This window comes from Actinocorallia aurea, from assembly GCF_054783995.1.
On record NZ_BAAGPQ010000002.1, the window covers coordinates 463,929 to 483,916 of the forward strand.

21 protein-coding genes are annotated in these 19,988 nt (G+C 71.8%); 9 read left to right on the forward strand and 12 right to left on the reverse strand.

Going from position 1 to position 19,988, the window contains the following annotated elements:
- Nucleotides 1-75 precede the first annotated feature (75 nt).
- From bioB to ACYVOM_RS02415, 5 genes are all read right to left on the reverse strand, one after another.
- On the reverse strand, nt 76-1,071 hold the full coding sequence (gene bioB / locus ACYVOM_RS02395) for a biotin synthase BioB (protein ID WP_460301518.1): 996 nt from the start codon (nt 1,069-1,071) through the stop codon (nt 76-78).
- A 1-nt stretch (nt 1,072) separates the two neighbouring features.
- The gene (gene bioD / locus ACYVOM_RS02400; RefSeq protein WP_460301519.1) at nt 1,073-1,795 is read right to left on the reverse strand and encodes a dethiobiotin synthase; all 723 of its coding nucleotides are present in this window, start codon (nt 1,793-1,795) and stop codon (nt 1,073-1,075) included.
- A 146-nt stretch (nt 1,796-1,941) separates the two neighbouring features.
- Entirely contained in the window at nt 1,942-2,160 is a 219-nt protein-coding gene (gene bsaP, locus ACYVOM_RS02405) for a biotin synthase auxiliary protein BsaP (RefSeq protein ID WP_460301520.1), read from the reverse strand.
- A 17-nt stretch (nt 2,161-2,177) separates the two neighbouring features.
- On the reverse strand, nt 2,178-2,390 hold the full coding sequence (locus ACYVOM_RS02410) for a biotin/lipoyl-binding carrier protein (RefSeq protein WP_460301521.1): 213 nt from the start codon (nt 2,388-2,390) through the stop codon (nt 2,178-2,180).
- 77 nt (nt 2,391-2,467) lie between these two features.
- Nucleotides 2,468-3,217 (reverse strand): methyltransferase domain-containing protein, encoded by a 750-nt coding sequence (locus ACYVOM_RS02415; protein WP_460301522.1) that lies wholly within the window; start codon nt 3,215-3,217, stop codon nt 2,468-2,470.
- Nucleotides 3,218-3,500: 283 nt separating this feature from the next.
- Here ACYVOM_RS02415 and ACYVOM_RS02420 point away from each other — a divergent pair, with 283 nt between their 5' ends.
- The 6 genes from ACYVOM_RS02420 to ACYVOM_RS02445 all read left to right on the forward strand — a co-directional run bounded on the left by ACYVOM_RS02420 (nt 3,501) and on the right by ACYVOM_RS02445 (nt 8,306).
- The gene (locus ACYVOM_RS02420) at nt 3,501-4,118 is read left to right on the forward strand and encodes a sigma-70 family RNA polymerase sigma factor (protein WP_460302334.1); all 618 of its coding nucleotides are present in this window, start codon (nt 3,501-3,503) and stop codon (nt 4,116-4,118) included.
- Nucleotides 4,115-4,381, forward strand: a complete 267-nt coding sequence (rsrA, locus tag ACYVOM_RS02425; RefSeq protein ID WP_460301523.1) for a mycothiol system anti-sigma-R factor — start codon at nt 4,115-4,117, stop codon at nt 4,379-4,381. The genes ACYVOM_RS02420 and rsrA overlap by 4 nt, the downstream gene beginning before the upstream one ends.
- Nucleotides 4,382-4,439: 58 nt before the next feature.
- Entirely contained in the window at nt 4,440-5,354 is a 915-nt protein-coding gene (locus ACYVOM_RS02430; RefSeq protein WP_460301524.1) for an NAD-dependent epimerase/dehydratase family protein, read from the forward strand.
- Between the two features lie 144 nt (nt 5,355-5,498).
- Nucleotides 5,499-5,636, forward strand: a complete 138-nt coding sequence (locus ACYVOM_RS02435; protein WP_460301525.1) for a hypothetical protein — start codon at nt 5,499-5,501, stop codon at nt 5,634-5,636.
- A 40-nt stretch (nt 5,637-5,676) separates the two neighbouring features.
- Nucleotides 5,677-7,002, forward strand: a complete 1,326-nt coding sequence (locus ACYVOM_RS02440) for an HD-GYP domain-containing protein (RefSeq protein ID WP_460301526.1) — start codon at nt 5,677-5,679, stop codon at nt 7,000-7,002.
- The gene (locus ACYVOM_RS02445; RefSeq protein ID WP_460301527.1) at nt 6,996-8,306 is read left to right on the forward strand and encodes an HD-GYP domain-containing protein; all 1,311 of its coding nucleotides are present in this window, start codon (nt 6,996-6,998) and stop codon (nt 8,304-8,306) included. The genes ACYVOM_RS02440 and ACYVOM_RS02445 overlap by 7 nt, the downstream gene beginning before the upstream one ends.
- Before the next feature lie 34 nt (nt 8,307-8,340).
- Here ACYVOM_RS02445 and ACYVOM_RS02450 read toward each other — a convergent pair whose 3' ends face one another.
- From ACYVOM_RS02450 to ACYVOM_RS02470, 5 genes are all read right to left on the reverse strand, one after another.
- On the reverse strand, nt 8,341-9,123 hold the full coding sequence (locus ACYVOM_RS02450) for an SOS response-associated peptidase (RefSeq protein ID WP_460301528.1): 783 nt from the start codon (nt 9,121-9,123) through the stop codon (nt 8,341-8,343).
- Nucleotides 9,124-9,132: 9 nt separating this feature from the next.
- Entirely contained in the window at nt 9,133-10,749 is a 1,617-nt protein-coding gene (gene cydC, locus ACYVOM_RS02455) for a thiol reductant ABC exporter subunit CydC (protein ID WP_460301529.1), read from the reverse strand.
- 125 nt (nt 10,750-10,874) lie between these two features.
- A complete protein-coding gene (gene cydD, locus ACYVOM_RS02460) occupies nt 10,875-12,482 on the reverse strand; it encodes a thiol reductant ABC exporter subunit CydD (RefSeq protein ID WP_460301530.1) in 1,608 nt (535 codons plus the stop codon).
- The gene (gene cydB, locus ACYVOM_RS02465; RefSeq protein WP_460301531.1) at nt 12,479-13,507 is read right to left on the reverse strand and encodes a cytochrome d ubiquinol oxidase subunit II; all 1,029 of its coding nucleotides are present in this window, start codon (nt 13,505-13,507) and stop codon (nt 12,479-12,481) included. The genes cydD and cydB overlap by 4 nt, the downstream gene beginning before the upstream one ends.
- A 10-nt stretch (nt 13,508-13,517) precedes the next feature.
- The gene (locus ACYVOM_RS02470; protein ID WP_460301532.1) at nt 13,518-14,900 is read right to left on the reverse strand and encodes a cytochrome ubiquinol oxidase subunit I; all 1,383 of its coding nucleotides are present in this window, start codon (nt 14,898-14,900) and stop codon (nt 13,518-13,520) included.
- Nucleotides 14,901-15,044: 144 nt separating this feature from the next.
- Here ACYVOM_RS02470 and aroA point away from each other — a divergent pair, with 144 nt between their 5' ends.
- Together aroA and rsgA are read left to right on the forward strand one after the other, a co-directional pair.
- Complete coding sequence (aroA, locus tag ACYVOM_RS02475) at nt 15,045-16,325, forward strand: 3-phosphoshikimate 1-carboxyvinyltransferase (protein WP_460301533.1); 1,281 nt, start codon at nt 15,045-15,047, stop codon at nt 16,323-16,325.
- On the forward strand, nt 16,298-17,344 hold the full coding sequence (rsgA, locus tag ACYVOM_RS02480; RefSeq protein WP_460301534.1) for a ribosome small subunit-dependent GTPase A: 1,047 nt from the start codon (nt 16,298-16,300) through the stop codon (nt 17,342-17,344). Before aroA ends, rsgA begins: the two co-directional genes overlap by 28 nt.
- A 9-nt stretch (nt 17,345-17,353) precedes the next feature.
- Here the strand turns inward: rsgA and ACYVOM_RS02485 are convergent, their stop codons facing one another.
- The gene (locus tag ACYVOM_RS02485; protein WP_460301535.1) at nt 17,354-18,139 is read right to left on the reverse strand and encodes an MHYT domain-containing protein; all 786 of its coding nucleotides are present in this window, start codon (nt 18,137-18,139) and stop codon (nt 17,354-17,356) included.
- A 47-nt stretch (nt 18,140-18,186) separates the two neighbouring features.
- A complete protein-coding gene (locus tag ACYVOM_RS02490; protein WP_460301536.1) occupies nt 18,187-19,023 on the reverse strand; it encodes a hypothetical protein in 837 nt (278 codons plus the stop codon).
- 152 nt (nt 19,024-19,175) lie between these two features.
- Between ACYVOM_RS02490 and hisN the strand changes: the two genes are divergently transcribed.
- Nucleotides 19,176-19,958: a histidinol-phosphatase gene (gene hisN / locus ACYVOM_RS02495; protein ID WP_460301537.1), complete on the forward strand. Its 783-nt coding sequence runs from the start codon at nt 19,176-19,178 to the stop codon at nt 19,956-19,958.
- Nucleotides 19,959-19,988: the final 30 nt, after the last annotated feature.

Sequence of the window (19,988 nt, forward strand, 5' to 3'; positions counted from 1 at the left end):
GGCGTGCAACTTGCCCGGGGCGATCCCGCTGGCTCTCGGCGTTCGGCCGATCCGGTCTCCCGGTGCTTCCCGACCTCACAGAGTCTGGCTGAGGGCCTTGATCGGCATCTGGAGTTCGGTGAGGAGGTCCAGGTCCTTGGTGGCGTCGCGGCCGAGGGTCGTCAGGTAGTTGCCGACGATCATGGCGTTGATGCCGCCGAGGAGGCCGTCCTTGGTGCCGAGGTCGCCGAGGGTGAGCTCGCGGCCGCCGGCGTAGCGCAGGATCGTGCGGGGGAGCACGAGGCGGAACGTGGCGATGGTCTTGAGGGCCTCCGCGCCCTCGACCAGGGGGAAGTTCGCGAAGGGGGTCCCGGGGCGGGGGTTGAGGAAGTTCAGGGGAACCTCGTGGGGGTCGAGCTCGGCGAGCTGCGCCGCGAACTCGGCGCGCTGCTCCAGCGTCTCGCCCATGCCGATGAGGCCGCCGCAGCAGACCTCCATCCCGGCCTCTCGCACCATCTGGAGGGTGTCCCAGCGCTCTTCCCATGTGTGGGTGGTGACCACCTGCGGGAAGTGGGAGCGGGCCGTCTCCAGGTTGTGGTTGTAGCGGTGGATCCCCCACGACGCCAGGTCGTCGACCTGCTCCTGGGTGAGCATGCCGAGCGAGCACGCGATCTGGATGTCGACCGCCGCGTTGATCGCCTCGACGCCCTGCTTCACCTGGTCCATCAGCCGCTTGTCCGGCCCGCGGACCGCCGCGACGATGCAGAACTCCGTCGCGCCCGTCTTGGCCGTCTCCCGGGCCGCCTCGACGAGCGACGGGATGTCCAGCCACGCGGCCCGCACCGGGGAGGAGAACTGGCCGGACTGCGAGCAGAAGTGGCAGTCCTCGGGGCAGCCGCCGGTCTTGACCGAGACGATCCCCTCGACCTCGACCTCCGGGCCGCAGTGCCGCATCCGGACCTCGTGGGCGAGGCCGAGCAACTCTTCCAACCGGTCGTCGGGGAGGGAAAGGCATTCCAGGGCCTGGGCGGCGTCCAGCCCCCTGCCTTCTTCGAGCACCTGCTGCCTGGCTACCGCAAGGATGTCAGTCACGCTATGCGCCTCTCGATTGAGTCTGACGGAAGGTACCAGCGTCGAAAATGCCGCCGAAGACCGGGGAGAGCCCGGTTCTGGCGGCGAGCAGGAACTCGGGGGCGTCCATCCGTCCGGCCCCCGCGGGCAGGACGCCGCCGAGTGGGCGGGCCGAAAGCGTCTCCAGGTCGCGCAGGTTGCTGCGCATCGCCAGATCGGGCTCCTGCGGCCATGATCCGACGACGAGCCCGGCGAGCTGGACCCCGCGGTGGGCCAGCGCCTCAAGGGTCAGCGCCGTGTGGTTCAGGGTGCCGAGGTCGGGCCGCACGGTGACGACGACGGGCGCGCCGAGCCAGCGCGCGAGGTCAGCGATCGTGTTGCCCTCCTCGTCGAACCTGACGAGGAGGCCGCCGGCGCCTTCGACGAGGACGAGGTCCCGGGTCGCCGCGAGGTCGCGGATCAGCGGCACGGCCTGCGGGAGCTGGGCGGGGGGCCGCCCGCTCACCCGCGCCGCCGCCGCGGGCGACAGCGGATCGGGGAACCGGGTCCCCTCGTGCAGGTCGGTGATCCCGGCCAGCCGGCCCACCTCGAAAAGATCACCGGGTTCGTCCGGCTCCACACCGGTCTGCGCGGGTTTGACCACGGCGACCTTCGCGCCGCGCGCCGCCGCCAGCGCCGCCAGCGCCGCAGTGACGACGGTCTTGCCCACCTCGGTATCGGTACCGGTGACCACGAGCACACTCACGGGACCCGACCCTAGCGCCGCACCCTCGGCCCGCCCGCTCGCGGATTCCGACAGAAAACCGGGTGGCCTCTTTGTTCGCCGGCGCGCCGCGCCCAGAACGAGACCGAGGTCACAGCCCCGGCCTCGACCGACCGCCGACGCGCCGCCTAGGACGGGACGGAGGTCACTGCCCCGTGCTCGACGCAGTGGGCCCGCCACCCGAGCGGCGTCACCTGGACGACCATCCGCCTGCGGCAGCCCGCGCAGTAGCGGGGCGGCTCCATGACCAGCGCCGCCCGGCACCCCGCGTGATCGCCGCCGGACTCGTCGCCGCAGTGCGCGCAGAACACGTCCATGACCCGACCCTCCACGGCCCGATTCTCCATGGCCGAGAACCTATCCGCTAGGCGACGACGGCGATGAGGTCGCCCTCCTGCAGAACGTCGCCTTCGGCGACCCGGACCTGGGCGACGACGCCCGGGATCTCGGCGAGGACCGGGATCTCCATCTTCATCGATTCGAGGATCACCAGTTCGTCGCCTTCGGCGACCCGGTCCCCCTCGGCCACCAGGACCTTCCAGACATTCGACACCAGCTCCGCCCGGACCTCGCCCATGGCTCCCCCTCGCCTCGCCCCGCTGACCAGCCCGAACCTAGCGAGGGCCTCGCGCCCCCGGTGCTTGGACGCGCTGTTCAGAAGGTTTTAATGGCGCTCGCGAGGAGGTGGATGCCCACCGACTCGTCCTCGACGCGGGTGTCGTAGGGGGTCTGGAGTTCGGTGCGGACGAGACGGTCCAGGGCGCCGGGGTCCTTGGTGAGGACGTGCTCGGCCGTGGACGGGGACACGACCGTCCGGGGCCTGATCCACTCGACTTCGAGGCCCGCGTCGGCGAGGAACTCGCGGAGCTGGTCGGACCAGAAGCAGCGGGTGATCGTCCCGTCGGGCCAGGGCACGAGGACGACCTCGGCCCGGGGCACGTCGGACAGGTGGGGCCACAGGTTCTGCTCGGCGAGGACGGCGAGGCCGAGCGTCAAGGAGTCGACGCACAGCAGGACGCGCCCTCCGGGCCGCAGGACCCGGGCGATCTCGTGCACGGTCTGCTCGGTGGCGAGGCTCCGGGACAGGACCCCGTCCTCGGCTATGACGGCGTCCATGCTCCCGTCGACGAGGAAGTCGAGGGCGAACGGGTCGGCGACGACCCGCTGGTGGCCGGCCGGCCCGTCAGGCCGGGAGACGACCTCCAGCACGTGGTGCCCGGCGGCCGCGGCCTGCTCGGCGGACCGGCTCACGCCGCCGGAGACGTCGAGGATCACCGAACTGTGCCGTGGCAGCCAGCGTGCGAGCTGGGCGTGCGCCACGGCCCGGTAGAACTTCCAGTAGCCGGTGTGGGGATCTTCGGCTGGTGAGCGCAGCGTGTGAGGCCTGCCCGGGAGCGGCAGCAAGGCGGGAACTCCTTAGAAAGCGTGCCAGCTCATCTTCCCCCGTCCAGCCCCCCAAGTAACCCTCTGTAAGAAAACAAAGGCGTTTCTTCCCTGAAATTCTCAGGTCCGCGGCCCGGCCGGAGCCGGGGCGGCGAACCGGGAATGTCAAGAGGGTCTTGGCTGTTGCCCCAAGACGTACAGGAGGAGGGGACGGATGCCGGTGCTGACCGGGCCCGCTGACACGTTCGGTAAGGGCCTACCGCTATTGTCGTACAGACCGCAAGAGGGTCTGGATCATCCGACGATGGTCCCTGCACAGGGGGTGGGTACCGTACCGGGCACCGCGGAGACCGGAGCGCAGCGCCGCGAGCGCTTCCAGCGTGATGTGCTTCCGTTCCTGGACCAGCTGTATCCGGCGGCGTTGCGGATGACCCGCAATCCCGCCGACGCCGAGGATCTGGTGCAGGAGACGTTCGCGAAGGCGTTCGCCTCATTCCACCAGTTCAAGGAGGGCACGAACCTCAAGGCGTGGCTGTATCGGATCCTCACCAACACCTTCATCAACTCCTACCGCAAGAAGCAGCGGGAGCCGAAGAACTCGGGCACGGAGGAGATCGAGGACTGGCAGCTGGCGCGGGCGGAGTCGCACACGTCGTCGGGGCTCAAGTCGGCCGAGGCCGAGGCGCTGGAGCACCTTCCGGATTCGGATGTGAAGCACGCGCTGCAGGACCTCCCCGAGGATTTCCGCATCGCGGTCTATCTCGCGGACGTCGAGGGCTTCTCCTACAAGGAGATCGCCGACATCATGAACACGCCGATCGGTACCGTGATGTCCCGGCTTCACCGTGGTCGGCGGCAGCTCCGTTCGATGCTGGAGGACTACGCTGCCGAGCGCGGCCTCACGCGGGAGGGTTCGAAATGAGCTGCGGCAACGAGCATGCGACACCGTGCAGCGAGGTGCTGGCGAAGGTCTACACCTACATCGACGGTGAGCTCGCCGACGCGAGCTGCGCCGAGGTGACCGAGCACCTCGACGAGTGCGGGCCGTGCCTGCGCGAGTACGGCCTCGAAGAGGCGGTGAAGAAGCTGGTGAGCAAGTCCTGCGGCTGCGATCCGGTGCCGTCCGATCTGAAGGCCAAGGTCCTCGGCCGCATCGAGAGCGTTCTCGCGGGCGACGAGGACTAGCGGGCGCGCCCACCGCTCGCAGCGGGGCCTGACCGCCCTTGACGGGTAGGGTTGGCGGGTGCGCATCCTCGTCACCGGCGCCGCCGGGTTCATCGGGTCCCATCTGGTCGACCGCCTGCTCGGCGACGGGCACGAGGTCGTCGCGGTGGACAATCTCGCCTCCGGTCGGCGCGCGAATCTGGCCGACGGGGTGGAGCTGCACGAGGTGGACGTCGCCGATCCGGCGTTCGTGGAGCTGGCGGCCAAGGCCGAGCCCGAGGTGATCTGCCATCTGGCCGCCCAGGTGAGCGTCCGGGTGAGCGTGGCCGATCCACTGCGGGACGCCCGCACGAACGTGCTCGGCACCATCAACGTGCTGGAGGCGGCCCGCGCTTCGGGCGCCCGCAAGACCCTCTACACCTCTTCCTGCGCCGTCTACGGCGTCCCGGACTCCCTGCCCGTGGGGGCGGACGCCCCGCTGCGCCCCCGCTCCCCCTACGCGGCCTCCAAGACCACGGGCGAGACCTACGCCCAGGCCTACCGGGACCTGCACGGCCTGGACTTCACGACGCTGGCTCTGGGCAACGTGTACGGCCCGCGCCAGACCCCCGAGGGCGAGGCGGGCGTCATCTCCATCTTCACCGCGGCCCTGCTCAAGGGCGAGCCGACCATCGTGTTCGGCGACGGGAGCCAGACCCGCGACTACGTCTACGTGCTCGACGTGGTCGACGCGTTCGCCCGCGCCCTCGCCACCGGGTCGGGCGGACGCTTCAACATCGGCACAGGTGTTCAGACGTCCGATCGTGAGCTGCACGCGCTCGTCGCGCGGGCCGCGGGCGCGCCGGACACGCCGGGCTCGGCACCCGTCAGGCTGGGCGACCTGCCCGCGATGGTCCTCGACCCGGCTCCGGCCCGCGAAGGGCTCGGCTGGCGTCCGACGACCGCGCTAGCGGACGGCCTTGAGGCGACCGTTGAATGGGCCCGTTCGCACTGAAACCGGCCGAACCGGCGAAACGGTCGTCTGTCGCGCGAACACAGAGTGACGCACAGTTCACGCTTTGCTCTCGATTTCCTTTGTTCCTGTAGGACGATCACCGGGTTGGCTAGTCTTGTCATTGGCCAGTGGCCGGGAGCAAGGATGGAGTCCGGGGAGACCTCCCCGGATTCACTTCGGGGGGAGTACATCGCCATGCTCAGGTACTTGATGGTCGCCGCGGGAGCCGCGGTGTCCGCGATGGTGCTGCTGACCGATCCCGCGGGCGTTTCCTGGGTCTGACCCCGGCGGCGTCGGTCACCTCGTCACCTCGGAGGCGGCAATGCCGGTCGCAGGTCTTCCCCTCGCTGCCTGGACGTATGTGGGCACCGTGGTCGCGCTCGCCGCGACCCTCATGGCCACCGCGTCCTACACGGACGTCACGTGGACGAAGCTGGCGGCGATGGCGGTCCTCTTCCTGATCTGCGACTCCGTGCCCGCACTGCTCAGTCTGGAGCGGGCACGGGTCTCCCTCGGATTCTCCGCCTGCCTCGCGTCGGTCGTGCTGCTCGGCCCGGCCGGCGCGGGGCTGGTCGGCGCCTGCGCGCTGTTCACCTGGCAGCGGGTCGCACCCGTCAAGCGGGTCTACAACGGGGCGCAGTTCGCGCTGTGCGGCTGCGTCGCCGGCCTCATCTTCGACGCGCTCAGCCCGGGTCCGCACGCCGACACGGCCCAGCAGATCCTGCCGTTCGCGGTCGCGCTGGTCGCCTACGTCACGTGCAACCTCGCGCTGGTGTGGGGCATTCTGCTGCTCACCAAGTCCGCGACGGTCCGGGAACTGCGCGCCGAGACCACCCAGCTCGCGCCGGGGCTGCTCGGCTACGGCTCGTTCGGGCTGCTCATCGCCGAGTTGTACACGACGATCGGGGCGTTCTCCGCGGTGCTGGTGCTGCTGCCGCTGCTCGTCGCCCGGTGGGCGTTCGCGCAGACCCTCGCCCAGCAGCGCGCGCACGAGGCCACCCTCGCCACGCTCTGCCAGGCCGTGGAGACCAAGGACTTCTACACCCGCGGGCACAGCGAGCGCGTCTCGCGCGGCTCGGTGATGATCGCCGAGGAGATCGGGATGAGCCGCGCCCGCGTCGAGGCGATCCGGTTCGCCGGAATGCTGCACGATGTCGGCAAGCTCGGCGTGCCGACGAAGGTCCTCCAGAAGGAGGGCCCGCTCAGCGAGGAGGAGTTCGCCGCCATCCAGCTCCACCCGATGCGCGGGCGGGAGATCATCCGCGAGATCGGCTTCCTTGACGAGGCCCTGACGGGGATCATGCACCATCACGAGAAACTGAACGGGCGCGGCTACCCGATGGGCCTGGCCGGGGACGAGATCCCCGAGTTCGCCCGCATCATCGGGGTCGCCGACGCCTTCGACGCGATGACGTCGACCCGCTCCTACCGGCCCGCCCGGTCCGTCGCCGAGGGGATCGCGGAACTGGAACGGTGTAGCGGCGCCGACTTCGACCCCGAGATGGTCGCGGCGTTCCTGCGGGCCCTGGACAAGAAGGGCTGGGCCTCCCCCGACCGGGTCGTCGCGCCCGCCGAGGCGCAGACGACCATGCAGGACCACGACGACCCCAGCGCGCCGATCCGGGTCTCCGGGGAGGGCGCGTGGTAGCGGGCAGCAGGCTCCAGGCGACCCGGGAGAAGCCGGGCTGGCAGCATCTGGACTCGGCTCAGCTCGTCGTGATGGGCGCGGCCGCCGCGCTGGTGGTCGCGGCGCTGGCGTGGCTCGCCGCCAACGGCGGGGTCGACGACCTGGAGCCCGCCATCATCTTCGGCGTCCTCATCGCGCTCGGCGAGCTGTTCCGGATGAACATGCCGGGCGGCCGGGAGGTCGCGCCGATCAGCCGGGCCGGCGCGCTCGCCTACGGGATGCTGCTGAGCGTCGGCGGCGACCCGGTCATGCACTCGCCGTTCCAGGTCGTCGCGGTGACGGCCTGCGGCATGGTCGCCGGGACGCTTCCGCACGTCGCGGTGAACCGCGCGCCGAAGATCGACGCGATGGCGCGGCGGCTGGTCGCGGCGGCGGTCGTGGCGATCCTGTTCCGGCCGCTCACCGACGTGCTGTTCACCGGGGAGCCGCTGACCCGGCACGAGTGGTGGACGGCGCTGGGCCTCATGACGGCGATCTCGGCGGCCGCGGCGATCGCCGACATGACGGTCTCGGCGCTGATCCGTTCGGAGGCGGTGCGGGCCAGGTTCGGCATCGCGTTCGTCGACGAGTTCCGCGCCAGCGCGCTGCTGTGCGCGGCGTCGTCGGCGACGGGGATGCTCATCGCGGTCGCCACCTCGGTGATGGGCCTCGCGGCGCTGCTGCTGTTCACCGCGCCGATCCTCACCACCCAGTTCGCGTTCCGCCGCTACGCCGCGGTGCGCACCACCTACCTCCAGACGGTCCGGGCGCTCTCCCAGGTGACGGAGGTCGGCGGCTACGTCGAGACGGGCCACTCGCTGCGGGTGAGCAGGCTGTCGGTGGCGATGGGCCGCGAGCTGGGCATGGCCGAGGCGGAGCTGCTGGAGCTGGAGTACGCGGCGCTCATGCACGACATCGGGCAGCTGTCCCTGCCCGACCCGATCCCGGGCGGGGCGACGGTCCTCGCCGCACCGGAGGACCAGCGCCGGATCGCCGACCTCGGCGCGGCGGTCATCGAGCAGACGGGCGTCCTGGACATGGTCGCCCGGATCGTCCGCGCCCAGTGCGACCCGTACCGGGACCCGGCGGGCGTCCGGCCGGGGCCGCCGCTGGCGAGCCGGATCATCAAGGCCGCCAACGCCTACGACGACCTCATGGGCGACTCGCGCGACCGCGACCGGGCCGCGGCCGTCCTGGACAGGCTGCGCGCCGACTCGGCGTACCAGTACGACCCCGCGGTGATCGAGTCGCTCGCGCGGGTGCTCGACCGGCGGGTGCTGCGCTGACCCGTCAGAAGGGCGGGCCTCGGAAGACCGGGTGTCAGAAGAGGGTGTCGCCCTCGTCCGGGGTGTCGGATGGCTCGGCGTCCGGGATCTGCGCCTCGGCGATCGGCCGGATGAGCTGCGGGCCGCTGCTGCGGACGTTCCCGACCTCCTTGCCGACGGGGTAGGCCTCCAGCCGCCGGGACATCGCGGGCACGAGGAGGCGGCCCGCCGCCGCGGTGTCGGTGAGCCCGGGGTCGAGCCAGGCGTCGGGGTCGGTGACGGTCATCGGCATCCGGTCGTGGATGTGGCCGAGCTCGTCGGCGGCCTGGGCGGTGATGACGGTGCAGGTGAACAGCCACTCGCCTTCGGGGGACTTCCACAGCTCGTACAGGCCCGCCATGGGCAGGACGCCGCCGTCGTCCGGCCGGATGAAGAAGGGCTGCTTCTTGCCTCCCTCGCCCCTGTACCACTCGTAGTAGCCGTCGGCGGGCAGCAGGCAGCGGCGGCGGGCGAAGGCACGGCGGAAGGCGGGCTTCTCGGCGAGGGTCTCCACCCGGGCGTTGATCATCCGGTTGCCGATGGCGAGGTCCTTCGCCCAGGACGGCACGAGACCCCACCGGACCATGCGGAGGGTGCGCACGGCCTCCTCGGGGGTGTCATGGCCGCCCGAGCCGTGCGGCGGGCGGATCAGGACGGCCGGGACGTCCTTGGTCGGGGCCGCGTTGTAGTCGGGGACCAGGAGGTCCCTGCCGTCGTCGGCGACCGTCTCGTCCACCTCGATCCGGAAGGTGTCGAGGAGTTCCTGGCGCGCCCGTGCCGTCGCGTATCGCCCGCACATGCCGTCAGCCTACGCAGGGGCGCCGACAGGATCACGCGGTCGCGGCGGCGTCAGGGTGACCACCTCGTCGATGTGCCGCAGAACGGGGTCGGCGCCGGGCACTCCGGGCCGGTGGGTGATGAGCAGGACGGTCCGGTCGCCGGCGGCGGTGAGGAGGTCGGTGAGGACCCTGCCCGCGGTGTCCTCGTCGAGGTGGGCGTCGGGTTCGTCGAGGATCAGGACGGGGAAGTCGGCGAGCAGAGCCCGGGCGAGGGCGATGCGCTGCCGCTCCCCGCCGGAGACCGCGGCGCCGTGCTCGCCGACCCGCCGGTCGAGGGGCAGGTCGAGACCTGCGCGGCGCAGCACCTCGGCGACCTCGGCGTCGGACGATCCGGGCCTGGCCAGCCTGACGTTCTCGGCGACCGTGGTGTCGAAGACATGGGCGTCCTGGGCGCACAGGCCGATGACGCGCCGGACGTCGTCGCCCGCGAGGTCGGCGAGCTCCACCCCGTCGAGGGTGATCGACCCTTCGTAGCCGGTGAAGCGCAGGAGGGCCGCGGCGAGGGTCGACTTGCCCGCGCCGCTCGCGCCGAAGACGGCGACCTTCCGGCCGGGCGGCAGGTCGAAGTCCAGCCCGGCGAGGGCGTCGGTGTCTGCGCCGTCCCAGCGCACCCGCAGGTCCCGGACGCGCACGGTGACGCCCTCGGGCAGGGGCGCGGGGGCCTCGGGGTCCCGCACGGGCGGTTCGGCGTCCAGGACGCGGCCGAGCAGGGCGTCGTCCGCGCGGGAGCGCAGGAGCTGCTGGGCCGACGCCGAGAGCGTCGAGATCGCCTCGAACGCGGCGAGCGGGGTGAGCGCGAGGACCGCGACGTACAGCGGGTCGAGGTCGCCCGCGCGGGCCGCCGGGACGGCCAGGGCCAGCGCGCCGAAGACCGCGGCGCCGCAGGCCAGGACGGTCATGCCGGAGGCCACGCCGAGGGACCAGGCCGATCTGCCGCTCGCCCGGTCGAGGTCCGCGTCGGCCTCCTCCAGCTCCGCGAGCCGCTCAGGCACCGCCCCGTAGGCGACGAGTTCAGGCAGCCCGTGCAGGGTGCGGGTCGCGACCTCGGACATGCGGTCCCTGCCCCGCGCCTCGCGGACCGCGGCCCGGCGCGCCGCCGCCGCGGCGACGAGCGGGGCCGCGACGCCGCCGAGGGCGAGGGCGGCCAGGAGGACGAGCCCGGCCCGCGGCAGCAGCACGGTCTGCAGCGCCAGGGCGGCGAGGGCAGCGGCGGCGGCCGAGAACATCGGGAGCCTGCCGCGCAGCCACCGGTCGGCCACCCCGTCGACCCCGGTGACGACCAGGCCGAGCGTGCGGGACGCGCCGAGGCGTCCGGGGGCGAGGTCGGCGAGCCGGTCGAAGACCGCGACACGGGTGCGGGTGAGCAGCCGCAGCGCCGCGTCGTGCGAGGCGAGCCGTTCGCTGTAGCGCAGGACGCCCCGGCCGAGGCCGAAGGTCCGGACCGCGGTGATGGCGACCATCAGGTACAGGACGGGCGGCTGCTGGTCGGCCCGCGAGATCAGCCAGCCGGACGTGGCCATGAGGCCGATCCCGCAGATCAGCGCGCCAGCGCCGAGGGCCGCGCCCAGGGCGAGCCGGGAGCGCACCGGGTGCGAACGCCCGGCCGTCGACCGCGCAGAGTCCGATCCCGCAGGGCCGGACCGCACGGAGTCGGATCGCACAGGGCCGGATCGCACAGGGCCGGACCGCACAGGGCCGGATCGCACAGCGGTCACAGGAGCGCTCCCGTCTTCTCGCCGGCCTGGGCGCAGGCGTCCCAGACGACGGTCTGGTCGGCGTGGTCGGCGAGGCCGCGCCGGTGGGTGATGAGCAGGGCGGTGCGGCCTTCGGCGAGCCGCTCGATTCCGCCGGCGAGGTCGAGTTCGGTGCCGGTGTCGAGGTGGGCGGTGGGTTCGTCGAGCAGCAGGAGGGTGATCGGCAGGAGCGCGCAGCGCAGGTGCACCCGGGCGAGGGCGACGCGCTGGCGCTGTCCGGCCGACAGCCCGTGGCCGTCCTCGCCGAGCACCTTGTCCGGGTCGGCTCCGGTGGCCAGGGCCGCCGCCCGGACGGCGTCGGCGGGCGCGCCGGGGACGGCGAGGGCGATGTTCTCCGCGACGGTCCCGGGGAACAGGTAGGGCCGCTGCGGCATCCAGGCGACCGTCCCGCGAAGCCCCTCCCAGTCGGTCCCCTCCCCCAGCTCCGCGCCGTCGAGCACGACCCGTCCGGCGTGCGGGGAGAGCAGCCCGAGCAGGACCGCGGCGACGCTCGACTTGCCCGTCCCGGACGGGGCCATGAGCGCCGTGCTCGTCCCCGCCTCCAGCACGAGGTCGAGCGGCGGCAGCCCCTCCCGGGCGACGAGCCCCTCGACGGTGACGCGCGGCGGCCCGTCCTGGGCCGCGAACGGCACCGGGGCGGCCTCGCGGACCGTGCCGTCGGGAAGCACCGCGAAGATCTCCTCCGCCGCCGCAAGGCCCTCCTGGGCGGCGTGGAAGTGGGTGCCCACCTGGCGCAGCGGAAGGTAGGCCTCGGGCGCGAGGATCAGCACGAACAGGGCGGTCTCGAAGGGCAGGCCGCCGTGCACGAGCCGCAGGCCGATGGAGACGGCGACGACCGCCACCGAGAGCGTCGCGGCGAGCTCCAGCACGAGCGCCGAGCTGAAGGCGATCCGCAGCGACGACATGGTGGCCTTGCGGTGCTCCTCCGACACCCGCTCGATCTCGCGGAGCTGGGCGCGGGCCCGGCCGAAGACCTTCAGCGTGGTGAGCCCGGCGACGACGTCGCCGAAGTGCCCGGCCAGCAGACTGAGCGTGCGCCACTGCCTGCGGGTGCGCACTGCGGTGTAGGTGCCGATGAGGAAGCCGAACATCGGGATCAGCGGCAGCGTCACCGCCACGATGACCGCCGAGGCCGGGTCGAGGGTGAACAGCGCGACGACCACCGCGACGGGCACGACCAGGGCGAGCACGAGCTGCGGAAGGTAGCGGGAGAAGTACGGGTCGAGGGCGTCGACGCCGCGCGTCACCAGGGCGGCGAGCGCGCCCGACGGGCCGGGCGCGCTCCCCTCGCGGGTGACCGAGCGCAGCACCGCCGCGCGCAGCTGCGCCTTGACCCCCGCCGACGCGCGGTGCGCGGCGACCTCCTGGAGCCAGGCGAGCACGGCCCGCCCGGCGAACACCGCGAGCAGCGCCGCCGGGACGGTCAGGGCCGCGATCGCGTGCGCGAGCAGCCACGACTGGGCGATGACGAGCGCCGCGGCGGCGACGCCCAGCACCACGCAGACCAGGAGGTAGGGGACGGTGGCCCGGGCGTACCGGGCCAGCCGCGGGTCGAACGGCCTCATGACGTCGCCGGGTTCATCTCGTGCTCGCCGGCCGGGATCTGGTCGACGTGGATGCGCTTGCGGAACACCCAGTACGTCCAGCCCTGGTAGATGAGCACGATGGGCAGGAAGACGCCCGCGACCCAGGTCATGATGCCGAGCGTCTTGGCCGTCGACGAGGCGTTCTGCACGGTGAGGCTGTGGGTCGCCTCCGCGATCGTCGAGGGCATCACGTACGGGTAGAGCGACAGGAACAGCGTGGCCACCGCGAAGACGATGGCGAGGCCCGAGAGCAGGAACGCCCAGCCCTCGCGGACCCGCAGCGACACCGCGATCGACGCGGCGAGGAGCACCGCGGCGAGGACCGCGGTGGCGACCGCCCACCCGTCGGAGCGGTGGACCAGCGTCCACACCAGGAAGATCCCGGCGGCGACGAGGGCCGCGGCGCCGAGTCCGATCGACATGCGGTTGGCGCGGGCCCGGATCTCGCCGTCGGTCTTCAGGGCGGTGAAGACCGCCCCGTGGAAGGTGAACAGCACGAGGGTGACGACGCCGCCGAGCAGCGCGTAGGGGTTGAGGAGGTCCCAGAAGGACCCGACGTAGTCGTGGTCGGCGTTGAGCTTCACGCCCCGCACGATGTTGGCGAAGGCCACGCCCCAAAGGAACGCGGGGATGAGCGAGCCCCAGAAGATGCAGCGGTCCCAGTTGTCGCGCCACCGCTGTGTGTGGCCCTTGCCCCGGTAGTCGAAGGCGACGGCCCGGAGGATGAGCGCGATGAGGATGATCAGCAGCGGCAGGTAGAACCCGCTGAACAGCGTCGCGTACCACTCGGGGAACGCCGCGAAGGTCGCGCCGCCCGCGGTGATGAGCCAGACCTCGTTCCCGTCCCAGACGGGCCCGATCGTGTTGATCAGCACGCGCCGCTCCCGGTCGTCACGCGCCAGGAACCTCGTGAGGATCCCGACCCCGAAGTCGAACCCCTCAAGAAAGAAGTAGCCGATCCACAGCACCGCGATGGCGATGAACCAGAGGTCGTACAGGTGCATGTCCCCGTCCCTAGTACGCGAATTCGAGCTTGGATTCGTCTGGGGTCTTCGGGTCCTCCGGGGGGTCCTTGCGGGCGAACCTGATCATGAGGCCGAGTTCGACGACGGCGAGGACGCCGTAGAGGAGGGTGAAGACGAGCAGTGAGGTCAGGACGGTACCGCCGGGCACGGTCGGGGACACCCCGTCCTCGGTCTTGAGCAGGCCGAACACCAGCCAGGGCTGGCGGCCCATCTCGGTGAAGATCCAGCCGAAGGAGTTGCCGATGAAGGGCAGCACCACCGACCAGATGGCGAGCGTCCAGATCCACTTCTTCTGCGGGAGCCTGCCCTTGCGCGTCAGCCAGAGGCCGACGACGGAGACCAGGGCGATGAGCATCCCCGCGGTGATCATGATCCGGAAGCCCCAGTAGGTGATGGGGATGTAGGGGCGGTAGTCGCCCGGGCCGAACTCGGCCTCGTACTGGGCCTGGAGGTCGTTGATGCCCTTGACCTCGCCGTCGAAGGTGCCCGTCGCCAGGAAGGACAGCAGGTCGGGGATCTCGACGGAGAACGTTGGAGCGGTCCCGTCCAGGGTGCCGAGGGTGAACAGCGAGAACGAGGCGGGCTGGCTGGTCTCGTAGAGCGCCTCGGCCGCGGCCATCTTCATCGGCTGCGTCTCGGTCATCACCTTGCCGAGTTGGTCGCCCGACAGGAAGAAGCCGATGGAGCCGATGAGGGTGAAGGCCAGGCCCAGCCGCAGGGAGGCGCGCATCGGCTCCAGGTTGCGGCCCCGCTTGAGGTGCCAGGCGGCGATGGCGGACATGAGGATGCCGCCGGTCACGATGCAGCCGGTCAGCGTGTGCGGGAACGCCCAGAGCAGCACCTTGTTCGTCAGCACGTCGGTGAAGCTGGTCAGCTCGGCCCGCTGGGTCTGCTCGTTGAAGGTGTAGCCGACCGGGTTCTGCATCCAGGAGTTGGCGGCGAGGATGAAGTAGGCCGACAGGACGGTGCCGATCGCCACCAGCCAGATGCACGCCAGGTGGACGAGTTTGGGCAGCCGCCCCCAGCCGAAGATCCAGATGCCGAGGAACGTGGACTCCAGGAAGAAGGCCAGCAGCGCCTCGATCGCGAGCGGCGCCCCGAAAATGTCCCCGACGAACCTCGAATAGTCACTCCAGTTCATGCCGAACTGGAATTCCTGCACGATCCCGGTCACCAGGCCGAGGGCGAAGTTGATGAGGAAGAGCTTTCCCCAGAATTTGGTGGCTCGCTTGTAATGATCCCGCCCGGTACGCACCCAAGCCGTCTGGAGCAGCGCCACCAGCAGCGACAGGCCGATCGTCACGGGCACGAACAGGAAGTGGTACACCGTCGTCACGCCGAACTGAAGGCGCGCGAGGAGCAGCTCATCCATGAAGGCACCTTCCCCGAAAAGACATCAGGACAAGCATTTACCGCGGCCCCTCCCAAATGGGGAGGACTAAGGTTCTCTTCGACCCTACATTGGTCCTTTCCACACCCCGATCCACCCCCTCTTCGACCCCGATAGGCTGGTCACATGACCACCAGCACGGCCCCCTGGGCCGCTCCGGCCGCCGAAGAGCCGGTCTCGGCAGTCGTGGAGCTGCCCGGCTCCAAGTCCATGACGAACCGTGCCCTGATCTTGGCCGCGCACTCACGGGAGGGCGCGGTCCTCACCGGCGCTTTGCGCTCCCGCGACACGCTGCTGATGGCCGCCGCCCTGCGCGCGCTCGGCATCGGCGTCGAGGAGGAGGGCACCACCTGGCGGGTCCTGCCGGGTGAGCCCTCGGGCCCCGCGGCGATCGACTGCGGGCTGTCGGGCAACGTCATGCGCTTCGTCCCGCCGCTCGCCGCCCTGGCCGACGGCCCCGTCGCCTTCGACGGCGACCCGCACGCCCGCACCCGTCCGATGGGCCCGCTGCTGGGCGCGCTGCGCGACCTCGGCGTGCGGGTCGAGGACGAGGGGCGCGGTCTCCTCCCCTTCACCCTGCACGGCACGGGCGCGGTCGCGGGCGGCACCGTCGTCCTCGACGCCTCGAGCTCCTCCCAGCTCGTCTCCGGCCTGCTGCTCAGCGCGCCTGCGTTCGGCAAGGGCGTCGAGCTGCGGCACGAGGGGCCGCCCGTGCCGTCGGCGCCGCACCTGGAGATGACGGTCCGGATGCTGCGCGAGGCCGGCGCGACCGTGGAGACCGAGCCCGACGTGTGGCGGGTCGCCCCGGGCGCGCTGCGCGGCGGCGCGTGGAACATCGAACCCGACCTCTCCAACGCCGCCCAGTTCCTCGCGGCGGCGCTCGTCACCGGTGGCGAGGTCACCGTGCGGCACTGGCCCGAGCACACGACCCAGCCGGGCGACAGGCTGCGCGATCTGCTGGCCCGGATGGGCGGCGAGGTGTCCTGGTCGGCCGAGCGCGGGCTCACCGTCCGCGGCACGGGCCGGATCGAGGGCATCGAGGCCGATCTCAGCGAGTGCTCCGAGTTGGCCCAGGTGCTGGCGATGGTCGCCGCGCTGGCCGACTCCCCCTCCCGGTTCACCGGCATCGCGCACATCCGCGGCCACGAGACCGACCGGCTCGCCGCGCTCGTCGCGGAGCTCACCCGGCTCGGCGGCGACGCCGAGGAGACCGCCGACGGCCTCGTCGTCCGGCCCCGTCCGCTGCACGGCGGCCTGTTCCGCACCTACGACGACCACCGGATGGTGATGGCCGGGGCGACCCTCGGCCTGGCCGTCCCCGGCATCGAGGTGGAGAACCCCGCGACCGTGGGCAAGACCCTCCCGACGTTCACCGAACTGTGGACCCGGATGTTGGAGCGGTCATAGCGCGCGACTGGAAACATCTCGACGAGGACGACGTCCGGGTGCGGCCCGGACGCGGCTCCCGTCCGCGTACCCGCCAGCGGCCCGCCCACGACGACGCCGTGGAGGGCCTGGTCGTCGCAGTCGACAGGGGCCGGTACCGGGTGCTGGTCCGGCACTCGCGTCGCAAGCAGACCGCCGTCACCGCGATGCGGGCGCGCGAGCTCGGCCGCAAGGGCGTCGTGGTGGGCGACCGGGTGGCCCTGGTCGGCGACACCTCCGGGGAGCCGGACGCGCTCGCCCGGGTCGTCCGGGTGGAGCCGCGCACCTCGGTGCTGCGCCGCACCGCCGACGACACCGAGGACGTCGAGCGCGTCATCGTCGCCAACGCCGACCAGCTCGTGATCGTCACCGCGCTGGCCGACCCCGAGCCGCGCATCGGCATGATCGACCGCTGCCTGGTCGCCGCCCGGGACGCGGGCATGGAGGCGCTGCTCTGCCTCACCAAGGCCGACCTCGCCTCTCCCGAGAAGCTCCTGTCGATCTACGAGCCGCTCGGGGTCAGGTCGTTCTCGACCCACCGGGGCGGGGACCTCGCCGGGCTGCGGGAGCTGCTGGCCGATCGGATGAGCGTGCTCGTCGGGCATTCCGGCGTCGGCAAGTCGACCCTGGTCAACGCGCTGGTGCCGGACGCCGGGCGGGCCGTCGGCCACGTCAACGCGGTCACCGGGCGGGGCCGGCACACCTCGTCGTCGGCGCTGGCGCTGGAGCTGGACGACGGCGGCTGGATCATCGACACGCCGGGTGTGCGCAGCTTCGGGCTCGCCCACATCCCGCCGGCGGACCTCATCCTCGGCTTCCCCGACCTGGTCGAGGGCTCGGCGAACTGTCCGCCGCAGTGCTCGCACCTGGAGGAGGCCTGCGCGCTGGACGCCTGGGTGGCGGCGGGGCACTCCTCCCCCGAGCGCCTCGACTCGTTCCGGCGGCTGCTGACGAACCGGGACGAGAATCGCGAAGAGGGCAGGGACGAGTCCGGCGGCTGAGCGGCCGGCTCAGTCGAGCAGGCGCATCTGCCGGTCGAGCCGGTCCATGAACTCCTTGTCCCGCTCGCGCTCCCGCTTGCTGGCCGAGCCGCCGACGAGGACGAGCAGCACCGCGGTGACCAGGCCGACGCTCGCGATCAGGGGCAGCAGCACATGGGACATCCCGGTGCCCTCGACGGCCCGGTCGGCGACGTCCGTGACGCGCAGCGCGGCCATGCCGGTGTAGTGCATGCCGCTGATGGCGAGGCCCATGATCATCGACGCGCCCAGGATCGGCGCCCAGCCGTCGAGGCGGACCGCGCACCACAGCGCGGCGGTGGCCGCGGCGATGGCGATGAGGATCGAGACGATGACGAGGTCGAGCGCGTAGTCGATGGTGGCGCCCGCGTTCATCGCGGCCATGCCGGTGTAGTGCATGATCGCGATGCCGCAGCCCGCGAGGACGCCGCCGGGCAGCAGGGGCCGGTGGAACCCGACGAAGAACAGCCCCGCGCCGACGACCGCGATGGCGAACAACGCGCTGAAGACGGTCAGCGGCACGTCGTAGCCGATGCGGGTGCCGGGGATGCTGAAGCCGAGCATTCCGACGAAGTGCATCACCCAGATGCCGGTGCCGCCGAGGGCCACCGCGGCCCCTGCCAGCCACGCGCAGCGCTGCTGGAGGCTTCGGACGGCCCGTGCGCGGGCCGTGCACTGGAGACCGAGCATCGACCCGAGGACGGAGAAGAGGTACCCGATGACCGGGGTGACCGGGCCGTAGGTGAATTGCGTGACATGGGACACGTGATCATGCACGAGGCGGTCCACCCACCTTTGGTCTCGAAAATCGGGACCATGGTCTCTTACCGGACTGTTTCCGGCAAATCGCCTGACGTTTCCGTGGTGAACCGGGCCAGCACACGACGCTCAAGATCACTGAGCGACCTGAGGTGCTCCGGCGCCAGTTCGGCGACCTCCCCCGCGAGCGCGGCGGCGACCTCGCCGAACGCGGCCTCCTCCGCGGCCCGCAGCGCCGTGCACGCCGTCGCCGCGCGCGCCCCGGCCATCGACCACTCCAGCTCCAGCCGGGCCAGAGTCTCGTCGGCGACGACGGCGAGACCCGCCGCCTCGGCGAGCACCCAGGCGGGCAGTTCACCGTGCCCCTGCGCGCGCACCCGTCCGGTGAGGCCGGAGATCCGGCCCGCGAGCCCGAGGCCCTCCTGCGCCGCGGGCAGCACCTGGCGCACGAGCTCCGCGGCCGAGGCGGCCAGCTCCGACGTCCGGTCCAGCAGGAGTTCGGCCGCGCGCTGCACGGCGGCCCCGGTGCACGCGCCGAGCCGCTCGGCGACCTGCCGCTGCCGCTCGGCCAGCTCGGCGACGACTTCGGCGCGCAGCTCAGCGCGCCCCTCGGGCGCCTCCCGGGCGAGCAGGCGGGCCAGCCTCGTCCGCGCGGTCTCCTCGATCTCCGCGTTCACCTCGGCGAAGGCGACCTCCGACCTGCGCTGGAGTCCGTCGACCAGTGCGCGCAGCTCCTCGGTCGCGAACGGCGCGTTCAGGGCGGTGAGCTGCTCCTGGAGCCTACGGGAGACGTCGACGGCCTGCTCCGCGAGCGGGACGAGCCTGTCGGCCAGCTCCTCCAGGGTCCGCGCGCGGCGCGGATCGGTGAGTTCGGCCACCCAGTCGGGGAAAACGTGCGGCATGCCGCCATCGTCCCACCGCGGCCCGGCACCCAGTCCGTTACTCACAAGTAGACAGCGGTTGCGTCACGAACACGGATATGTCTCACCGCTGGACCGAGAGTCAGCCTCCCGACCACCCTGACAACGCCCCCGATACAGTAGATTTTCCAGTCGTGGCCGATGGATACTCTGACGATCTCCGCCTCGCCCACGTCCTGGCGGACGCGGCCGACGACCTGACGACGCGCCGATTCAAGGCGCTCGACCTGCGCGTGGAGACCAAACCCGACCTCACCCCGGTGAGCGACGCCGACCGAGCCGTCGAGGAGCAGATCCGCGGCACCCTCGGACGCGCCCGGCCCCGCGACGCGGTGATCGGCGAGGAGTTCGGCAAAAGCGGCTTCAGCCAGCGCGTCTGGGTGATCGACCCCATCGACGCCACCAAGAACTTCGTGCGCGGCGTACCCGCCTGGGCGACCCTCATCGCCCTCATGGAGGACGGCGAGGTCGTCGTGGGCCTCGTGTCCGCGCCGGCCCTCGGCAAGCGCTGGTGGGCCGCCAAGGGCGGCGGGGCGTGGACCGGGCGGAGCCTGGCCAAGGCCCAGCGCATGCGGGTCTCCCAGGTCTCCGCTCTGTCGGACGCCTCCTTCTCCTACTCCAGCCTCAGCGGCTGGGAGGCGCGCGGCAGCCTCGACGGATTCCTCGGCCTCACCCGGAACGTGTGGCGGACCAGGGCCTTCGGCGACTTCTGGTCGCACATGATGGTCGCCGAAGGGGCCGTCGAGATCTCGGCCGAGCCCGAGGTCAGCCTCTGGGACATCGCGCCGCTCAAGGTGATCGTCGAGGAGGCCGGCGGGACCTTCACCTCCCTCGCCGGCGAGCACACCGCCGAAGGCGGGAGCGTGGTCTGCTCCAACGGCCTCCTCCACCAGGAGGTCCTCGACTACCTCTCGTGAGGGAGGACGCCGCCCCGGGACCGACATAGT

Coding starts and splice junctions, on each gene's coding strand:
- rsrA (WP_460301523.1), top strand. CDS start 4,115: ATGAGCTGCGGCAACGAGCATGCGACACCGTGCAGCGAGGTGCTGGCG.
- cydD (WP_460301530.1), bottom strand. CDS start 12,482: ATGAGGCCGTTCGACCCGCGGCTGGCCCGGTACGCCCGGGCCACCGTC.
- ACYVOM_RS02435 (WP_460301525.1), top strand. CDS start 5,499: ATGGAGTCCGGGGAGACCTCCCCGGATTCACTTCGGGGGGAGTACATC.
- ACYVOM_RS02490 (WP_460301536.1), bottom strand. CDS start 19,023: ATGCCGCACGTTTTCCCCGACTGGGTGGCCGAACTCACCGATCCGCGC.
- ACYVOM_RS02410 (WP_460301521.1), bottom strand. CDS start 2,390: ATGGGCGAGGTCCGGGCGGAGCTGGTGTCGAATGTCTGGAAGGTCCTG.
- bsaP (WP_460301520.1), bottom strand. CDS start 2,160: ATGGAGAATCGGGCCGTGGAGGGTCGGGTCATGGACGTGTTCTGCGCG.
- ACYVOM_RS02420 (WP_460302334.1), top strand. CDS start 3,501: ATGGTCCCTGCACAGGGGGTGGGTACCGTACCGGGCACCGCGGAGACC.
- ACYVOM_RS02450 (WP_460301528.1), bottom strand. CDS start 9,123: ATGTGCGGGCGATACGCGACGGCACGGGCGCGCCAGGAACTCCTCGAC.
- aroA (WP_460301533.1), top strand. CDS start 15,045: ATGACCACCAGCACGGCCCCCTGGGCCGCTCCGGCCGCCGAAGAGCCG.
- cydB (WP_460301531.1), bottom strand. CDS start 13,507: ATGCACCTGTACGACCTCTGGTTCATCGCCATCGCGGTGCTGTGGATC.
- ACYVOM_RS02440 (WP_460301526.1), top strand. CDS start 5,677: ATGCCGGTCGCAGGTCTTCCCCTCGCTGCCTGGACGTATGTGGGCACC.
- ACYVOM_RS02470 (WP_460301532.1), bottom strand. CDS start 14,900: ATGGATGAGCTGCTCCTCGCGCGCCTTCAGTTCGGCGTGACGACGGTG.